This is a genomic window from Pseudomonas sp. 10S4 (assembly GCF_034344865.1).
In the GTDB taxonomy this organism is placed as follows: domain Bacteria; phylum Pseudomonadota; class Gammaproteobacteria; order Pseudomonadales; family Pseudomonadaceae; genus Aquipseudomonas.
In genome coordinates, this window is record NZ_CP133774.1 from 289,192 (window position 1) to 306,855 (window position 17,664).

16 protein-coding genes and 2 pseudogenes are annotated in these 17,664 nt (G+C 60.1%); 7 read left to right on the top strand and 11 right to left on the bottom strand.

What is annotated here, in order from left to right; translation table 11 throughout:
* Nucleotides 1-194: 194 nt before the first annotated feature.
* The gene (locus RHM58_RS01375) at nucleotides 195-1,517 is read left to right on the top strand and encodes an MFS transporter (RefSeq protein WP_201206238.1); all 1,323 of its coding nucleotides are present in this window, start codon (nucleotides 195-197) and stop codon (nucleotides 1,515-1,517) included.
* Nucleotides 1,518-1,635: 118 nt separating this feature from the next.
* On the opposite strand, the gene RHM58_RS01380 is transcribed toward RHM58_RS01375, so the two are convergent.
* Nucleotides 1,636-2,391 (bottom strand): hypothetical protein, encoded by a 756-nt coding sequence (locus RHM58_RS01380; protein WP_201206240.1) that lies wholly within the window; start codon nucleotides 2,389-2,391, stop codon nucleotides 1,636-1,638.
* Nucleotides 2,392-2,847: 456 nt separating this feature from the next.
* On the opposite strand from RHM58_RS01380, the gene RHM58_RS01385 reads away from it, so the two are divergent.
* Together RHM58_RS01385 and RHM58_RS01390 are read left to right on the top strand one after the other, a co-directional pair.
* On the top strand, nucleotides 2,848-3,081 hold the full coding sequence (locus RHM58_RS01385) for a hypothetical protein (RefSeq protein WP_322269495.1): 234 nt from the start codon (nucleotides 2,848-2,850) through the stop codon (nucleotides 3,079-3,081).
* 253 nt (nucleotides 3,082-3,334) lie between these two features.
* The gene (locus tag RHM58_RS01390) at nucleotides 3,335-3,964 is read left to right on the top strand and encodes a flavin reductase family protein (RefSeq protein WP_201206243.1); all 630 of its coding nucleotides are present in this window, start codon (nucleotides 3,335-3,337) and stop codon (nucleotides 3,962-3,964) included.
* Nucleotide 3,965: 1 nt separating this feature from the next.
* Here the strand turns inward: RHM58_RS01390 and RHM58_RS01395 are convergent.
* A pseudogene (locus RHM58_RS01395) lies at nucleotides 3,966-4,195 on the bottom strand (hypothetical protein).
* Between the two features lie 41 nt (nucleotides 4,196-4,236).
* Nucleotides 4,237-4,590: a putative quinol monooxygenase gene (locus RHM58_RS01400; RefSeq protein ID WP_201206246.1), complete on the bottom strand. Its 354-nt coding sequence runs from the start codon at nucleotides 4,588-4,590 to the stop codon at nucleotides 4,237-4,239.
* 335 nt (nucleotides 4,591-4,925) lie between these two features.
* Between RHM58_RS01400 and RHM58_RS01405 the strand changes: the two genes are divergently transcribed.
* Nucleotides 4,926-5,855, top strand: a complete 930-nt coding sequence (locus tag RHM58_RS01405; RefSeq protein ID WP_201206248.1) for an AraC family transcriptional regulator — start codon at nucleotides 4,926-4,928, stop codon at nucleotides 5,853-5,855.
* Between the two features lie 141 nt (nucleotides 5,856-5,996).
* Here RHM58_RS01405 and RHM58_RS01410 read toward each other — a convergent pair whose 3' ends face one another.
* From RHM58_RS01410 to RHM58_RS01435, 6 genes and pseudogenes are all read right to left on the bottom strand, one after another.
* Complete coding sequence (locus tag RHM58_RS01410) at nucleotides 5,997-7,052, bottom strand: ABC transporter ATP-binding protein (RefSeq protein ID WP_201256018.1); 1,056 nt, start codon at nucleotides 7,050-7,052, stop codon at nucleotides 5,997-5,999.
* Nucleotides 7,053-7,067: 15 nt separating this feature from the next.
* Nucleotides 7,068-7,916: an ABC transporter permease gene (locus tag RHM58_RS01415; RefSeq protein WP_201256019.1), complete on the bottom strand. Its 849-nt coding sequence runs from the start codon at nucleotides 7,914-7,916 to the stop codon at nucleotides 7,068-7,070.
* Nucleotides 7,913-8,822: pseudogene (locus tag RHM58_RS01420) on the bottom strand (ABC transporter permease). Before RHM58_RS01420 ends, RHM58_RS01415 begins: the two are co-directional and overlap by 4 nt.
* Before the next feature lie 141 nt (nucleotides 8,823-8,963).
* The gene (locus tag RHM58_RS01425; RefSeq protein WP_201256021.1) at nucleotides 8,964-10,067 is read right to left on the bottom strand and encodes an ABC transporter substrate-binding protein; all 1,104 of its coding nucleotides are present in this window, start codon (nucleotides 10,065-10,067) and stop codon (nucleotides 8,964-8,966) included.
* Nucleotides 10,068-10,284: 217 nt separating this feature from the next.
* The gene (locus tag RHM58_RS01430; protein WP_201256022.1) at nucleotides 10,285-11,733 is read right to left on the bottom strand and encodes an aldehyde dehydrogenase family protein; all 1,449 of its coding nucleotides are present in this window, start codon (nucleotides 11,731-11,733) and stop codon (nucleotides 10,285-10,287) included.
* Nucleotides 11,734-11,741: 8 nt separating this feature from the next.
* Nucleotides 11,742-13,379: a 5-guanidino-2-oxopentanoate decarboxylase gene (locus tag RHM58_RS01435; protein WP_322269496.1), complete on the bottom strand. Its 1,638-nt coding sequence runs from the start codon at nucleotides 13,377-13,379 to the stop codon at nucleotides 11,742-11,744.
* Between the two features lie 159 nt (nucleotides 13,380-13,538).
* Between RHM58_RS01435 and RHM58_RS01440 the strand changes: the two genes are divergently transcribed.
* Nucleotides 13,539-14,420 (top strand): LysR substrate-binding domain-containing protein, encoded by an 882-nt coding sequence (locus tag RHM58_RS01440; RefSeq protein ID WP_201256023.1) that lies wholly within the window; start codon nucleotides 13,539-13,541, stop codon nucleotides 14,418-14,420.
* A gap of 93 nt (nucleotides 14,421-14,513) precedes the next feature.
* On the opposite strand, the gene RHM58_RS01445 is transcribed toward RHM58_RS01440, so the two are convergent.
* Together RHM58_RS01445 and RHM58_RS01450 are read right to left on the bottom strand one after the other, a co-directional pair.
* Entirely contained in the window at nucleotides 14,514-15,128 is a 615-nt protein-coding gene (locus tag RHM58_RS01445; protein WP_201256024.1) for an NAD(P)-dependent oxidoreductase, read from the bottom strand.
* A 267-nt stretch (nucleotides 15,129-15,395) separates the two neighbouring features.
* Nucleotides 15,396-16,277, bottom strand: a complete 882-nt coding sequence (locus tag RHM58_RS01450) for an MBL fold metallo-hydrolase (RefSeq protein WP_201206259.1) — start codon at nucleotides 16,275-16,277, stop codon at nucleotides 15,396-15,398.
* A 114-nt stretch (nucleotides 16,278-16,391) separates the two neighbouring features.
* Between RHM58_RS01450 and RHM58_RS01455 the strand changes: the two genes are divergently transcribed.
* Nucleotides 16,392-17,297 (top strand): LysR family transcriptional regulator, encoded by a 906-nt coding sequence (locus RHM58_RS01455; protein ID WP_207202658.1) that lies wholly within the window; start codon nucleotides 16,392-16,394, stop codon nucleotides 17,295-17,297.
* A 141-nt stretch (nucleotides 17,298-17,438) separates the two neighbouring features.
* The gene (locus tag RHM58_RS01460) at nucleotides 17,439-17,660 is read left to right on the top strand and encodes a hypothetical protein (protein WP_322270940.1); all 222 of its coding nucleotides are present in this window, start codon (nucleotides 17,439-17,441) and stop codon (nucleotides 17,658-17,660) included.
* The last annotated feature ends 4 nt before the right edge of the window (nucleotides 17,661-17,664 follow it).

A 17,664-nucleotide genomic window follows, 5' to 3' on the forward strand; every position in this document is an offset into this window, starting at 1 on the left:
GCAGACAAAGCAACTCCCAACCTCAATGAGCAATTTTCCGCTCACAGACACCAAGCAATAAGCGGATTTCCGCTCAACAAAACCTCCTACCCCCTCTAAACCGGCCCTCCGCCCCTTGGCACAGCTCCTGCTATAGCCCCTGCAGGCTGCGTTTACACGCGCTCCACAAAAACAATTAAACGAAGGATCCTTCAATGGATAACTCCAACGCCCTGCCCCTCGGGTCGGCCGTCGCGCCCGCCAAAGAAAGAACCACTTCGAGCCGGATCAAATCGATCTTCAGCGGCTCGGTCGGCAACATGGTCGAGTGGTACGACTGGTACGTCTACGCCGCGTTCTCGCTGTACTTCGCCAAATCTTTCTTCCCGGCGGGTTCCACCACTGCGCAACTGATGAACACCGCCGCGATCTTCGCCGTGGGCTTCCTGATGCGTCCGATCGGTGGCTGGTTGATGGGCCTCTACGCGGACCGTGCCGGTCGTAAACGTGCGTTGATGGCCTCGGTGTACCTGATGTGCTTCGGCTCGCTGCTGATCGCCCTGAGCCCCAATTATGAAACCATCGGTATCGGTGCGCCGATCCTGCTGGTGTTCGCTCGCTTGCTGCAGGGCCTGTCGGTCGGTGGCGAGTACGGCACTTCGGCTACCTACCTCAGCGAGATGGCGACCAAGGAACGTCGCGGCTTCTATTCCAGCTTCCAGTACGTGACGCTGATCTCCGGTCAGCTCATCGCCCTGGCGGTGCTGATCGTGCTGCAACAGGTGCTGACCACCGAACAACTGTACGCCTGGGGCTGGCGCATCCCGTTCGCCATCGGCGCGCTGTGTGCGGTCGTGGCGCTCTACCTGCGTCGTGGCATGGAAGAGACCGAGTCGTTCAACAAGGTCAAGAAAGAGAAGAAAGAAAGCGCCATGCGCACGCTGATGCGCCATCCCAAGGAACTGATGACCGTGGTCGGCCTGACCATGGGCGGCACTCTGGCGTTCTACACCTACACCACCTACATGCAGAAATACCTGGTGAACACCGTCGGCATGAGCATCACCGACTCCACCAGCATCTCGGCGGCCACGCTGTTCCTGTTCATGTGCCTGCAACCACTGATTGGCGCGTTGTCGGATAAGGTGGGTCGTCGGCCGATCCTGATTGCCTTCGGCGTGCTCGGCACGCTGTTCACCGTGCCGATCCTGACCACCCTGCACACCATCCAGAGCTGGTGGGGCGCGTTCTTCCTGATCATGGCGGCGCTGATCATCGTTAGCGGCTACACCTCGATCAACGCGGTGGTCAAAGCCGAACTGTTCCCGACCGAGATTCGTGCACTGGGCGTTGGCTTGCCGTACGCGCTGACCGTGTCGATCTTCGGCGGCACCGCCGAATACATCGCGCTGTGGTTCAAGAGCATCGGCATGGAAACCGGTTACTACTGGTATGTCACGGCCTGCATCGCGGTGTCGTTGCTGGTGTACGTGACCATGAAAGACACCCGCAAGCATTCGCGGATCGAGACGGACTGACTGCTTTATTTGAGGTGACTGTTCCGGCCTCATCGTGAGCAGGCTCGCTCCCACAAGGATCTGGTGTACGCAGATCCAATGTGGGAGCGAGCTTGCTCGCGATGTGGGCAACTCGGCTTTAAGTCAACTCGGCAACCGCTCGCTTGCCATACTTGTTCTGCGCGTAAGCCGCGCCCGCAATCATCACCACCAAAACCCCCGCCAACACCAGCGACGAGCCAATGGTGCCGAAATCCAGGCCGCCCTTTTCATGGGGTTTAGTCAGGAAGTCGCCCAGGGTTGCGCCGAATGGCCGTGTCAGCACGAACGCCACCCAGAACAACAGCACCGACGAAATCTTCGTGAAGTATTTGAGCAGCACCACCACCGCGATGGTGGAGCCGATCAACAGTGCGCCGCCGGCAAAGCCCAGGCCCGAGTCGTCGGCCAGGTAATCGCCGAGCGCAGTGCCCAAGGTGTTGGAAAACAGAATCGCCATCCAGTAGAACATCTCGCCACGAAAGGTCTGGACCTTGCTGACGTTCAACGAGTCGCCGCTCAGACGCCAGGCTGAGAAGATCCCCGCCAGAATCGCAATCAGGATCATCGAACCCGTGGCGTAACCCAACCCGAGGGTGCGGTCCATGAAGTCGGACATGGTGGTGCCGGCCGTGCTGGTGGACAGAATCACGATCCAGTACAGCACCGGCTTATAGGTTTTGGACATCAACTGCGTGACCAGGGTCAGCACGAACACACTGATCAAAATCAGCGAGCTGATGGCGTAGCCGACGTTGAGGGTCATCGACAGCAAGTCACCGGCGGTTTCCCCCAGGGTCGTCGCACAGATTTTCATCACCCAGAACGCCAGGGTGATTTGAGGCAGCTTATTCATTACGGGTAAAACTCCAGTGGTCATGACGGCCGTTTTCTTAGGGTTATGGCCGACGCGCAGACTGGCGGCGAAGCGGTGAAAAATAGGTAGGTGCTGTATGAAAAATCTGTCATGCAAGCAAATTGCTTCACGCATAACCCGGCAAAATCACTAATCCCCGCGACCTTTTCCAGCCGGGCGCATCCATACCCGCATGACGCACGTATATCAGTTGCAGGCCCCAAAGCGACGAAGGCCTGAGGGTCGGGTAGACCTGCATGAAAAAACTGTCATCCCGGATTAATCACCGGTTAATGCCCGAAACCCATCCTGCCCCTGCCTGATCGATTAATTGCGATGCGCTCAACCAAGCCCCGAAAGCGAAAAAGCCCGACGGCCTTAACATCTAATTAATCGATAGTTTTTAGCATGAAACTGTAGATTTTAATCAATCTTAATGAACCTGGAGTCACTAACATGAAAACCCAACTGTTTCTCGCTCTGGCCCTGACCGTACTGGCGGCCAACACCTACGCCGCGGATGGTTCCGACAAAACCGGCACCGCAGACTTCATTTCTGGAGCCACTGCTGCCGTCGAACACACCCACTCGACGGCTGTTGCCTCGGATGGTTTCGATCACACCGGCACCGCTGGCGCCATCGCCGCTGATGGCTTTGATAAAACCGGTACGGCGGGTGCCATCGGTTAACACTTGGAGGGCATTGAATAGCCCGGCTTCGGCCGGGCTTAGTCGTTTTTGGGGGTACGCAAAGTTCGACATCAACACAAACCACTGTGGGAGCGGGCTTGCTCGCGAAAGCGGTGTGACATTCAACAATGATGTCGACTGACACGCCCTCTTCGCGAGCAAGCCCGCTCCCACAGGGATCTGCGTCTGACTGGAAATTACCTGCGCGCACTTGCACTATGGCCAATGCCCCTCTTCCAGGAAATCCAGCGCCATGCCCGACGACATCCACTTCTACGAACCCGCCAACGGCCACGGCCTGCCCCATGACCCGTTCAACGCCATCGTCGGCCCGCGCCCCATCGGCTGGATTTCTTCGCAAGATGCCAATGGTCACCTGAACCTGGCGCCCTACAGCTTCTTCAATGCGTTCAACTACATTCCGCCGATCATTGGTTTTTCCAGCGTCGGGCGCAAAGACAGCCTGAACAACATCGAGCAGACCGGCGAGTTCGCCTGGAACCTGGCGACCCGGCCACTGGCCGAGCGGATGAACCAGAGCAGCGCCATGGTCGCGCCCGACACCAATGAATTCGAGCTAGCCGGATTAACACCCGCCGCATCGAAAATCATTCAGGTGCCACGGGTCGCTGAAAGCCCGGTGTCCTTTGAATGCAAGGTCACGCAGATCATTCAGTTGCAGCGCGCGGACGGGAACGTGGTGCCGAGCTGGCTGATTCTCGGCGAAGTGGTCGCCGTGCATATCGCCAAGTGGCTGTTGAAGGATGGGGTGTACGACACCGCCGCGGCAGAACCGATTCTGCGCGGCGGCGGGCCAGCGGATTACTTTCAGCTGGGACCAGAGGCATTGTTCAAAATGTATCGCCCGGGGGCAAAAAAATAACTTACCAGAGCAGGTCGGCGTCTTCTTTGACGTCTTTGAGGCGGGTTAGCTCTTTGGCCGCGGCCAGATCGGCCTCGTTGGCAGTCTTGAAGATTTGCCCTTCAAGCACTTTATGAAAGCGCGGCGCACCCGCGCCACCGATGGCTTTGACGGCGATCGCGGCGTGGTAACCCCCTCGCCCGGTACGACAGCGGAAACAGCTTCAAAATGATCAAAGGCTTTACGTGCCATGTCGCGGATCCTGGCTAATTGAGAATGGAGCCATTAAACCCTCAACCGGCCAGTTTGTGTACCTGCGCCGTGGACTGACCCAACGCCTGGGCAGCCGAGACATCCTTGAAGGTATGGAAATCCAGGCTGTTGACCACCAGGTCTTGTACCAGCTCGGCGAAAATCTCCATGGCCGGCGTGTTGAAGTAAGCAGTCATGGCCTGTTGATGGGTCCAGAAACCGGACACCAGCCACAGGTCCGGATCGCATTGCGAGTGTTGCAGGGCAAAGCTCAGGCAACCGTTGGCTGCACGCGATGGTTCGATCAACGCGCTCAGGCGAATACCGAGTTCTGCCGAACGCCCGGCGCGGGCACGAACGAAGGCCATATGACTGACGGGGATCTGCGTAGACATGTTCAACCCTCCCAGGGAGTTGTGTAGCAGCCAGGGACGGGCTGCGACAGGATCCAAGATTAGGCGACGCAACAGGGTTGCCGTTAGTCGATTCCTGCCGGCTTGTTGCACAATCCTGCGAGGATCAGTGAATCGGCCTGAAACGCCGGTCCAGACATGTCTGTGCGATGACACAACGGTTTCAAGCAAGTTTCAGCGCCGCGACACGGCTAAAACAATGCCGCGAAACAACCCAATGCAGAATCAGGCAAGCATCAGGCAGGATGTGTCTACCACTGTGGCTTGCACAAACTTATGCTCTGCCCATCAACAACGCCTCACCGAGGAGGCCCTGCATGTCGTCGTTCGATCACTTTCAAGCCCCGCTGGACGCCGACATGGAGAAACAGCGCGAGGAACTGGCCGCGATCATCCGCCGCAATACCAGCGAGGATGGCAATTACGCCACTGCCGTCAGCTCGCTGTTCATGTCGCGTCACAGTCAAACCCATCAGTTCGCCCCGGTGCTGGCGCAACCGGCACTGTGCATCATGGCCCAGGGGCGCAAGGAAGTTCGGCTGGCCGACGAGGTCTTCAATTACGACCCGCTCAATTATTTGGTGGTGTCGGTCTCGATGCCGGTAACCGGCCGCGTGGTGACCGTCACCTCTGAAGAGCCGATCCTCGCCGTGCGGCTGGACATCGACCCGGCGGAAATCACCGCGCTGATCGCCGACGCCGGCCCCATGGGCGTGCCGACCCGGCCCACCGGGCGCGGGCTGTACGTTGAACGGCTGGACGCGGCGATGCTCGACGCCGTACTGCGCCTGACCCGTTTGCTCGATACGCCAAAAGACATCGCCATGCTCGCGCCGCTGATTCGCCGGGAGATTCTGTATCGCCTGTTGCGCAGCCAGCAGGGTCATCGACTGTATGAAATAGCCATCGCCAACAGCCAGAGCCATCGCATCAGCCAGGCGATCAAATGGCTCAACGGCCACTATGAACAGCCGTTGCGTATCGATGATCTGGCGAAGGAAGTGAACCTGAGCGTGTCGACGCTGCATCACCGCTTCAAGGCGATGACGGCCATGAGTCCGCTGCAGTATCAAAAGCAGTTGCGATTGCAGGAAGCCCGGCGCTTGATGCTGGCCGAAGGGCTGGAAGCGTCGGCGGCGGGGTATCGGGTGGGGTATGAAAGCCCGTCGCAGTTTAGCCGGGAGTACAGCCGGTTGTTCGGGGCTCCGCCGCTACGGGATTTGGCGCGGTTACGATTGAGTGTTTAGCTGAGATTTGTGTTGGTTGTGCCGCCCCCTTCGCGAGCAAGCCCGCTCCCACATTTGACCGCATTCTTCAGAACTACTCGGTCTAATGTGGCAGCGGGCTTGCTCGCGAAGAGGCCAGTCAAGGCAGCATAAGGCTAAAGGTCAGGCGCTGAGTACTCGGCAAGCCTCCGCCGGCAACGTCACCGAAACCGGATTGCCGATACTCAACCCAAACCCCTGACACGGCGTGCTCAGCGCGGTAAACGACACCCCTGAACACTCCACCGTCGTTTCAATCGTCGCGCCAATGTCGCGCACAAACGTCACCTTGCCCAACAGGCGATTCCCCGCCGTGGCTTGCGGTTGCGACAGTTGCAGGTCTTCCGGGCGAATCAGCATCTTGATCTTCTCCCCGACCACAATACTGCTGCAGATCGGCACTTCCAGCGCATCACCACCGGGCAAGCCAACCTTGCCATTACCCAGCGCGGTGGCCGGGAAGATGTTGCCCGAGCCGATAAAGTCCGCGACAAATTCATTGGCCGGATGACGATAGATCTCAATCGGCGTGCCCACTTGCTGCACCTTGTGCTCACCCAGCACCACGACGATATCGGCCATGGTCATCGCTTCACGCTGATCGTGCGTCACCATGATCGTGGTGATGTTCAGCCGTTGTTGCAGCTGACGGATTTCCACCTGCATCGATTCACGCAACTTGGCGTCCAGCGCCGACAGCGGCTCATCCAGCAGCAGGATTTTCGGCCGCGAGGCAATCGCCCGGGCAATCGCCACGCGCTGGCGTTGACCGCCGGAAAGTTTCGCCACCGGGCGATCAATCATTTCCTGCAGTTGAATCAGTTCCAGCAACTCCACCACCCGCGCCTGCTGATCGGCCTTGCTCACGCCGCGCAGTTTCAGCGGATAAGCGATGTTCTCCCCCACCGTCATGTGCGGAAACAGCGCCAGCGACTGGAACACCATGCCGAAGTTACGCAGGTGCGCCGGGGTGTGGCCGATGTCCTCACCGTCCAGGCGAATCTCGCCGCCGGTCAGGGTTTCGAGCCCGGCGATCATCCGCAGCAAAGTGGTTTTTCCGCAGCCCGACGGGCCAAGAAAACACACCAGTTTGCCCTCAGGCAAATGCAGGTTTACATCCTTTACCGCGCAGGCCGAGCCGTAATGTTTCTCGACGTTTTCCAGAATCAGACCAGTCATGTTGCACCTCAAGAATCAGAACGAAACGCCACCTTCACCAACCAACTTTTCGAGCGCCCAAATCAGGACGAAGTCGATCAGCACGATCAGCACGGCAAACGAGAAAACGGTTGGGTCGAGCGATGACACGGTGCGGCTGTACATCCAGATCGGCACGGTCATGACATCGATGGTGTAGAGGAAATAGGTCACGGTGAATTCGTTGAACGAGACGATGAACGCCAGCAGCATCCCCGCCAGAATCCCCGACTTCATCAGCGGCACCACCACATCGACAATCGCCCGGGTCGGCGAGGCGCCGAGCATTTGCGCGGCCTCTTCGACTTCGCTGCCAATCGACAGCATCGCTGCCGTGCAGTTTTTCACCACGAACGGCAACGCGAGGATCACGTGGGCGATCACCAGCCGCGAGGTGGTCATCTGGAACGGCAAGCTGTCGAACACCAACAGCAATGCCAGGCCCAACACCACCATCGGGAACACCAATGGCAGCGACATCAATTGCAGGGCCACGGCTTTGCCACGGAACTCGCAACGGGTCAGTGCGTAAGCCGCCGGCACTGCGATGATCGTGGCGAAGACCATGGTCAGGCACGCCACCATCAGGCTGGTAGTCATGGCTTTGCCCAGGCTCAGCACATCGCTGGCGTCCGGCGAAGCGAAGGTGTGCCAGGCCGCGCGATACCATTGCAGGCTGTAGCTGCTGGGCGGAAAGTCGAGGTTCGAGGCGCCGCTGAACGACATGACGATCATCGTCAGGATCGGCAGTACCGCCAACAACAGGATAAAACCGGACAACACGCCCGCGAACTTGCCGGTTTCCCCGGGCAGCAGCGAATAACGCTTCTTGGTCAACGTGCTCATTGCGAAGCCTCCAGCATGCGCCGACGACGGCCAGTGATGTATTCAGACAACGTCATGATCGCCAGGGTAGTAATGATCAACACCACACCGGCAGCGGACGCGGCGGGCCAGTTCATCAGCGGAGCGATCTGGTCATGCACCATCACCGCCAGCATCGGCACCCGGCGGCCACCGAGCAGCAGCGGCAGCCACGAAGCTGCTGGCGTTGTAGGCGAACACCAACGTCGCACCGGTGATGATCCCCGGAAAACTCATCGGCAACACCACCTGACGGAACACCTGGAAGCGGCTGGCGCCCAGGGTCGCGGCAGCTTCTTCGTAAGTTCGGGCGACGCCACGCATGGCGCTGGCAATCGGCAGCACGGCCAGCGGGAACGCGGTTTGCACCAGGCCCATCAGCACGCCGTTCTGGTTGTACAGCAGCATGATCGGTCGCTTGATCAGGCCCAGGCCCATCAGCGCCTGATTGAGCATCCCGCCCGGGCCGAGAATCACCAGCCAGCCGTAGCTTTGCAGCAGCAGGTTGACCAGCAACGGCAGCAGCACGGCAGCGAGGAAGATCCGTCGAATAAACGGCGAGGTCAGGCGCGACATGGTGTAAGCCACCGGGATCGCCAGCAGCACCGCGATCACCGCGCTGAACAGCGCCAGGCGCAGGGTCAGCATCAGGGACTTGAGGTAATACGGTTCCAGCAACTGGGCGTAACTGGCCAGGCTGAACCCGGTCCATTCCGCGCCTTTGGTGCCGACGCTCATGCGCAGTACCAGCAGGCTCGCAGCAATCAGCACGCCGAGAAACAGCATCGATGGCGACAGGAAAAACCAGGCGCGGGCGGTCGGCGACACACCACGGCGCGAACGCACTGGCACGGCGGCGACCGGATGAGTAAGAGGTTGGTGTTCCATAGCAAAGGTCTCGTCAATGGAAGATCAGAAATATCCGCGCACCCGGTCCTGTAGGAGCTGCCGAAGGCTGCGATCTTTTGATCTTTTCAGAGCCGCCGAAGAACAGGATCAAAAGATCGCAGCCTTCGGCAGCTCCTACGATCAGGAAGAAAAGATTTCCGTGTAGCGACGAATCCATTGGTCATGCACGGTGGCCAGGAAGGCGTTGTCGTGCATGATCGCCTTGTCGGCAATCTGCTCTGGCGTAAGGATGTACGGGCTCTTGCGCGCTTCGGCGGAGATGATCGCCTTGGCGTTGACCGGGCCGTTGTAGATGTCTTCAGCCATCTTGCCCTGCACCAGTGGGTCCAGAGAGTGGTTGATAAAAGCGTAGGCCATGTCGGTATCGCCGGGGCGATTCTTCGGCATCACCGATTGCATCAGGTCGGTGTAGAAACCTTCCTTCATGCCGAAGGTTGCACTCAGACCGTAGGCCGGATCGCGGATCTGTTTCGGGAAGAACGCGGGTGCGTACAAGCCGCCCATGTCCAGGGAGCCAGTGCGGAACAGCTCGGCAATCTGGTTCGGGTTTTCGCCCAGGGTCACCACGCGCTCTTTCAGTTCAGCGAGCTTCTTGAAGCCGGGCTCGACGTTGTGTTCGTCACCACCGGCCAGTTTGGCGGCGATGATGATCAGGTCCATGGCCTCGGTCCAGTTCGGCGGCGGCAGGAAAATGTTCGGGGCCAGGTCTGCGTCCCACAGCGCGGCGTAACTGTCCGGCGCTTCTTTCTGGGTGCGGGTGCTGTAGACCAGACTGTTGCACCACAGCAGGTAACCGATGCCGTGACCGTTGGCGCCCGTGCGGTATTTCTCCGGCACGTCCACCAGGTTCGGGATGCGGTTGAGGTCGGGTTTTTCCAGCAGCCCGGCGGCGGCCAGACCTTCGGCGCCGACGCCTGCCAGGGTGATGACGTCGTACTGCGGACGATCACCGCCGGCCTTGAGTTTGGCGACCATTTCCGAGGTACTGCCGGTGCGGTCAGCAATGACCTTGCAGCCGTACTTCTCTTCGAAAGTCGCCGCAATGTTGCGCAGTGCCGCCAGACCGGTGTCATCGGACCAGGTCAGCAGGCGCAGGGTCTTGCCCTGGAAGCGCGTGTCGCTGGCATTCGCCCGGATGAAGGGCATGCTCATGGCCGCCGCTGCAACCGATGCTACGCCCACGGTTTTGATGAATTGACGCCTGTTCAGATCATGCTGGCCCATGAAGGACTCCCTTTGTTTTTTAAGTATGAGGTTGGTCGCAACCGTTGCATCCGCGCGATCAGATCTGCGTTAAGCCCCCGGTTTGAAAGGGCTTGAGCTGAGTCGACGGCTTCATCCTGAGGTCGTGCAAAACACCTGACTATCGATAAAAACTCATTGTAGCCATGACCCTGGCGCATGCCTCAGAACGAGGCATGCGCTCACCTTTTTCGAGCGCTTAGACGGCCCGAATCACGTGTTTTATTTCCTGGAAAGCCTGCAAGCCCCACGGCCCCAACTCGCGGCCGATGCTGCTCTGTTTGTAGCCACCCCAAGCGGTCTGCGGGAAGATCACTTGCGGCGCGTTGATCCACACAAGGCCCGCTTGCAGAGCGTTGGCGACCCGATCAGCGGCAGCGTTATCACGGCTGACCACGCTGGCCACCAGGCCGAACTGGCTGTCGTTGGCCAGGGCAATCGCCTCGGTTTCGGAGGCAAAACTGCGCACGCAGATCACCGGGCCGAAAATCTCTTCACACCACAGCGCACTGTCGAGGGGCACTTCGGTGAAAATCGTCGGCTGCAAAAAATATCCGCGCGGCAGATCGGCCGGACGATTGCCGCCGCAAATCAGCCTGGCGCCAGCGCTCAAGCCACGATCAATGTGGCCGAGCACGCGCTGGTATTGCGCCTGATTGACCAGTGCGCCCATCTCCACGTTCGGGTCGAACGGGTCGGCCACGCGAATCGCTTCGGCGCGGGCCTGCAAACGGATCAGGAATTCATCCGCCAGTTCATCGGCGACCAACACGCGGCTGGTGGCCGAACACATTTGCCCGGCGTTGAAGAAACCACCGCCGCAGGCCAACTCCACGGCCAGTTCAATGTCGGCGTCTTTGAGCACCAGCAGTGAGGACTTGCCGCCCAATTCCAGACTCACGCCCTTCACGGTTTCAGCAGCACGTTGCATGACCTGAACACCGACCGCGTTGCTGCCGGTGAAGGAAATCTTGGCGATGCGCGGGTCAGCCGAGAGCGGCGCGCCGACCGCCAGGCCAGTGCCGCAGACCAGGTTGAACACGCCCTTGGGCAGGCCGGCCTCGGCGATGATCGCGGCCAGTTCCAGCTCTGGCAACGGCGTGACTTCCGATGGTTTGAGCACCACGCAGCACCCGGCAGCCAGGGCCGGGGCGAGTTTCCAGGCAGTGGTGACCATCGGGAAATTCCACGGCACGATCAGCCCGACCACACCGCAGGGTTCACGGCGCAGGCGTGCGCTGAAGTCGTCGCTCGGCAGCTCGACGGCGCTGTCCTGTTTGGCGTCCAGGCCCTCGGCCAGACCGGCGTAGTACTCGAACGTGGCGATCACGTCGTCGACGTCGATGGCCGCTTCGAACAGCGGTTTGCCGTTGTTGCTCGACTGCAAATGCATCAACTGTTCGCGACCGGCCTTCACGCCATCGGCGATTTTGCGCAGGATCGCACCGCGCTCGGTGCCGGTGGTTTTTGACCAGTCGTTGAAGGCAAGGGTCGCAGCATTAACGGCTTGATCGACGGCATGTGCATCGCCGCCATTAACGGTGGTCAACAGGGCTTCGGTGGCCGGGTTGAATACACGCAGGTGTTCTTGGCCGGCAGACCATTGGCCGTCGATGTACAAACCATCGAGAGCCGTTGGGAAAGTCATGCGAAAACTCATTTCGACACCGCCTTCATCCACGAAGTCTGATCGATTTCAATCAGGGTCGGGCCCTGACGATCGGTGGCAGCACGCAGTGCGCTGCGCAATTGCTCGACACCGTTGACCGCTTCGGCGGCGCAGCCCAAAGCCTTGGCCACACCGATAAAGTCCGGGGTGTAGATGTCCACGCCCACCGGTTCGATGGCGCGGTTGACCATGTACTTTTTGATTTCTTCGTAGCCCTGGTTATTCCACAGCAGGACGATTACCGGCGTGCACGCTTCAACGGCGCTGGCCAGTTCCGGCAGGGTAAATTGTAGACCGCCGTCGCCGATCAGGCACACCACCGGAGGACGCGAAGAGCCCTCAACGCTGCCGCCGAGCCAGGCGCCGATTGCCGCCGGCAAGGCGTAACCCAAGGTGCCGTAACCGGTGGACGAGTTGAACCAGCGGCGCGGGCGCTCCGGGTTGAAGGTCAGGTTGCCGGTGTACACCGGTTGGGTCGAATCGCCGACAAACACAGCGTCCGGCAGCTCGTGCAGCACGGTTTCGAGGAATCGGGTCTGGGCCAAGGTTGGCGCATCCCAGGTGGCAGCCAGTTCTTCACGCAAGCGCGCGGCACGCACCTGGCCCCAATCGTTGCGACGCTCGGCCAGCGACTGGTGCGACAACGCGCTCAGCAAGGCTTGAGCGGCATTACGCGAGTCGGACACCAGCGCGACGTGCGGCGGATAGTTGCGTACGGTCTGGTCCGGGTCGATGTCCACGCGCAGCAGTTTGCCGGGGATTTCGAAGCCGCCAGCGAAGGTCACGTCGTAGTCGGTTTCGGCCAGCTCGGTGCCAATGGCCAGCACTACGTCGGCCTCGGCCACCAGGGCGCGGGTGGCGACCAGGCTTTGGGTCGAACCGATCAGCAGTGGATGGTTGGATTCGAGCATGCCCTTGGCGTTGATGGTCAGCGCGACTGGCGCGTCCAGCAGTTCAGCCAGTTCAGTCAGCTCGGCGGCGGCCTCGATGGCGCCGCCACCGGCCAGGATCAATGGGCGTTTGGCAACCGCCAGCAGTTCGGTCATGCGCGAAACGGCGGTCGGCGAGGCACCGGCGCGGTCGATGTTGACCGGGACGCTGGTGAGCAGGTCGTCAGCTTCTTCTACCAACACGTCCAACGGAATTTCGATGTGCACTGGACGCGGACGACCGGCCTGGAACAACGCGAACGCACGGGCCAACACGCCCGGCAACTCCGACGCCGACATCAGGGTGTGGGAGAACGCCGCCACGCCGCCGACCAGTGCACTCTGGTTCGGCAGCTCATGGAGCTTGCCGCGACCGCCGCCCAATTGGTTGCGGGTTTGCACGCTGGAAATCACCAGCATCGGGATCGAATCGGCATACGCCTGCCCCATCGCGGTGGTGATGTTGGTCATGCCTGGGCCGGTGATGATGAAGCAGACACCCGGTTTGCCGCTGGTGCGGGCGTAGCCGTCGGCCATGAAGCCGGCGCCCTGTTCGTGACGCGGAGTGACATGGTTGATGCTCGAACGGGCCAGCCCGCGATACAGCTCAACGGTATGCACCCCGGGAATGCCGAACACCTGCTCGACCCCGTAGTCTTCGAGTAACTTGACCAATACTTCGCCGCACGTCGCCATGTCTTTGCCCTTTTTGTTCGTTTGAGACGCCGAGCCTGCGCAGTGTTTATGATGCGTAGGCAAGCCCTGGGATGGCCTCATTGGAACGGGCGACAGGTAGCCGCAACAATGGATAAAAAGTCATACTAGCCATGTCCTCACGTCATACCTTGGGTCCTCATGAAACGACTGCCTCCCCTGCCCGCCCTGCACACTTTTCTGATCACGGCCCAATGTTGCAACTTCACCCGGGCGGCCGAGCAGTTGCACATCACTCAGGGCGCGGTGAGTCGACAGATCGCCGGGCTGGAAGATCATCTGGGTTATGAGTTGTTCATTCGACAAGCCCGAGGCCTGGACTTGACCGCCGAAGGACGGGAGTGGCTGCCGCGGGTTCAACAGATTTTCGGCTTGATCGGCGAGGCGGTGGAGCAGATCGGAGCGAAGCGCGAAACCCTGCAACTCAAGGCCCCGACCTGCGTGATGCGCTGGTTGTTGCCGCGCCTGATGCAATGGCAAAAGGAACGCCCGGACGTGCCGGTGGAGCTGACCACCACGGTGCGGCACGGGGTGGATTTTCATCGTGAGCAGTTCGATGCGGCGGTGATCTATGGCGCGCCACCAGACACTTCACTGGCGTCACTTCGGCTGTTCGATGAGCAACTGACCCCGGTTTGCTCGCGGCCATTACTCGAAGGGCCGGTGCCATTGCACACGCCGCAGGATCTGGAACAACACATGCTGCTGCACCCCACTCGCGACGAACGCGACTGGAAAGCCTGGCTGGCCACGGCGGATATTCACTTGAGCAATGTCAGCAAGGGCCAGCATTTCGAAACACTGGACCTGGCGATGTCGATGGCGTCCCAAGGGACGGGTGTGGCGATTGGCGACTGGTCGTTGATTGGCGATGACCTGAGTGCCGGGCGGCTAGTCATGCCCTTTGAATTGAAGGTGAAAACCGGGTTGGCGTATTACCTCGTGTTGCCGCAGAAGCCCGCACCTTCGCCGAAGTTACAGGAATTGTTGGGGTGGTTGGTGGAGCAGGCTCAAGCTCGCTGACACCCTAAAAGCTTCGCGAGCAGGCTCGCTCCCACATTGAAATGCGATCAAATGTGGGAGCGAGCTTGCTCGCGAATGGTTTCAGCCGCGCTATCAGTAACCGACTGCAAACCGCTGACGCGAATGTTTCGGTGCTTCAACTTCATCCAGCAGCGCAATCGCATAATCGGCGAATGTGATCCAGCTCCGGCCTTCAGCACTCACCAGCAAATCATCCTTGCCGATCCGGAACTTGCCGGTGCGCTCACCTTCCACAAACTCCGCCGATGGCGACAGGAAGGTCCAGTCCAGTTCCTTCTCCTGACGCAGGTTTTCCAGGAACACCGCACCGGCACTGGCCTCAGCCTTGTACGCTTCAGGGAAGCCTTCGCTGTCGATGACACGGCCGCCATTAGGCAGCAACAACGAACCGGCACCGCCCACCACCAACAGACGTTTGACCCCGGCCTTTTTCACCGGCCCGACCACGGCGCTGGAAGGCAACGTCGAGAAGTGCGCGGCGCTGATCACCACGTCATGACCGGCGACGGCGGCTTGCAGTGCTTCGGCATCCAGGGCGTCGACGTTCTTGCTGACCACACCGGCACGCTGGCCGATCTTCGAGGTATCGCGGGCGATGGCAGTGACGCTGTGACCGCGACGCAGGGCTTCTTCCAACAGTTGGCTACCGGCACGACCGGTGGCACCGATGATTGCGATTTTGCTCATGAAGTTCTCCAGTTGGGTTATGGCTGCGATTTATGACGAATGAAGCTTGTGTGAACGATGAAACCCTTGTGGCGAGGGGGCTTGTCGGATCGCCGCACCGCCCCGTTCGGCTGCGAAGTAGTCGCTAAACCTGAGAATGCGGTGTAGCTGAAGGAATGCAGGGGAGCCCTTCGCACTCCAACGGGGGCAAGTCCTCTCACCACAAAAGCTCCCTCGCCACAGTCATCATCTGCATCTCAAAGCCGCTTCAGCTTCAGGTACGGCGGATTACCACTTCATCTCGCCCTTGGCGACTTTCGCACTCAACTCCAGCGAGCTTTCTTCGCCCAGGGTCGGGTAGCGTTTTTTCATGGCTGCGATCAGTTCAGCAGAGTTTTTCGCCTTGGTGGTTTCTTCGTCGAAAGCCTTGATGTAGCCAGCGGTGAATTGCACAGCGGCCAGGGAACGGGCGCTCTCACCCAGGTAGTGACCCGGCACGATGGTCTTCGGTTTCAAGGTTTCGATCGAATGCAGCGTCGTCAGCCAGTCGGCGTGGGATTGCGCCGTCTGAGTGTCGGCCATCCACACGTGGATGTTTTCAGCGACGACCACGCCACCGACCACAGCCTTGATCGACGGAATCCACACGAAGCTGCGATCCGGCTGCTTGCCGTCCAGGCCCACTACCTGCAATTTCTGCCCTTCGAGCATCAGGCTGTCGCCCTTGAGCACGCCCGGCACGATGGTTTTGGCCGGCACGTCAGCGCCCATTTTCGGGCCCCAGAACGCCAGTTTGCCCTCGACGGTTTTCTTGATGTGATCCACGGTCGGCTGCGAGGCCAGTACTTTGGCGTTCGGGAAAGCGGCGGTCAGGGTGTCGAGGCCGAAGTAGTAATCCGGGTCACCGTGGCTGATGTAGATGGTGGTCAGTTGCTTGCCGCTGGCGCGGATTTTCTGTACCACTTGCTCTGCCTGGGATTTGCCGAATTGCGCGTCCACCAGGATCGCGTCTTTCTCGCCGCTGACCAGTACCGATGTCACTGGGAAAATCGCCTTGTCGCCCGGGTTGTAGACGTCCAGGGTCAGGGTCGATGCGGCGGCAGCGTGAGCGGCGAAGCCGAGGGTGGCGGTTGCCAGGAGAATGCGCTTGATTGCGGTGAAACCGATCATCTGTTGCTCCGTTGTCCGAATGCCGTGCTTGGCGATGGGACAGAGCTTAGTTGCATGACTCAGTACAAAAAATGCGATGCTTGAACATAGTTTGTTTCTGAAAGTGAGCAAATCATGGATCGTCTACAAGCAATGCGGGTGTTCGTCTCGGTGGTGGACCTCGGCAGCCAGTCAGCGGCGGCCGATCACCTGGACCTGTCACGGCCGGTGGTTTCGCGTTATTTGGCGGAACTGGAAGATTGGGTCGGCGCCCGGCTGATGCACCGCACCACGCGCAAGCTGAGCCTGACCGCTGCTGGCAGCGAGATCCTGCCGCGCTGTCGGCAGATGCTCGACTTGTCCACCGACATGCAAGCCGCCATCAGCGAACCGGACGAAGCGCCCCGTGGCCTGCTGCGGATCAGCGTCAGCACCTCGTTCGGCCAGGCGCAACTGGCGGACGCCATGGCCGCTTACGTTAAGCGCTACCCCGGCGTCAGCATCGATATGCAGATGATCGACCGCACGGTGAACCTGGTCGATGAGCGCATTGACCTGGCGATCCGCACCAGCAACGACCTGGACCCGAACCTGATCGCCCGCCGACTGACGGTGTGCCGCTCGGTGATCTGCGCCTCCCCGGCTTACCTGCAAGAACACCCGACGCCGCAGCGGGTCGAGGACTTGAGCCAGCACAACTGCCTGACCCACTCCTACTTCGGCAAAAGCCTTTGGCATTTCGAACAGGATGGCGAGCAAGTCTCGGTGCCGGTGCAGGGCAACATCAGCGCCAACGAGGCCAGCACCCTGCTGCGCGCGACCATGGCCGGTGCCGGCGTGGCGATGCTGCCCAGCTACCAGGCCGGCGTGCACATTCACAGCGGCGAGTTGATCCGCCTGCTGCCCCACGCCGAGCCACGACAAATGAACATGTACGCGGTCTACGCCTCACGCAAACACATGCCGGCGACGATGCGCAGTATGCTGGACTTCCTGGTGCTCAGATTCCCCGAAGAACCGGCGTGGGATGTGGGGTTTTAAGATCTTCTCGTATCAGTCACCTCTATGTTGGATGTGCCGACGCTTTCGCGAGCAAGCCCGCTCCCACAGAGGTGCATTAGTGTCCTGAATACCGGGTTACATGGGAGGGCCGCGCGGGTGGCAACTCAGTGGCGCTGACCTATGCTGAAGGTAATACCGAAGGGTATTCGTTCAGAGGTCAACGCCATGAACATCAGAACAAGAAGGTACCTCGCCATTTTCATCACCTGCGCGGCGACGCTGGCGCTGTATGGCACCGCTGCCTGGCGGGTCGAGCAGTTGCGCAACCTGCCTCGTGAATTCGCGAGCTGCAACTTCGAGCGCTGCATTCCCCACAACGCGACCCTCAACGCCCTTCGCTAGCGAA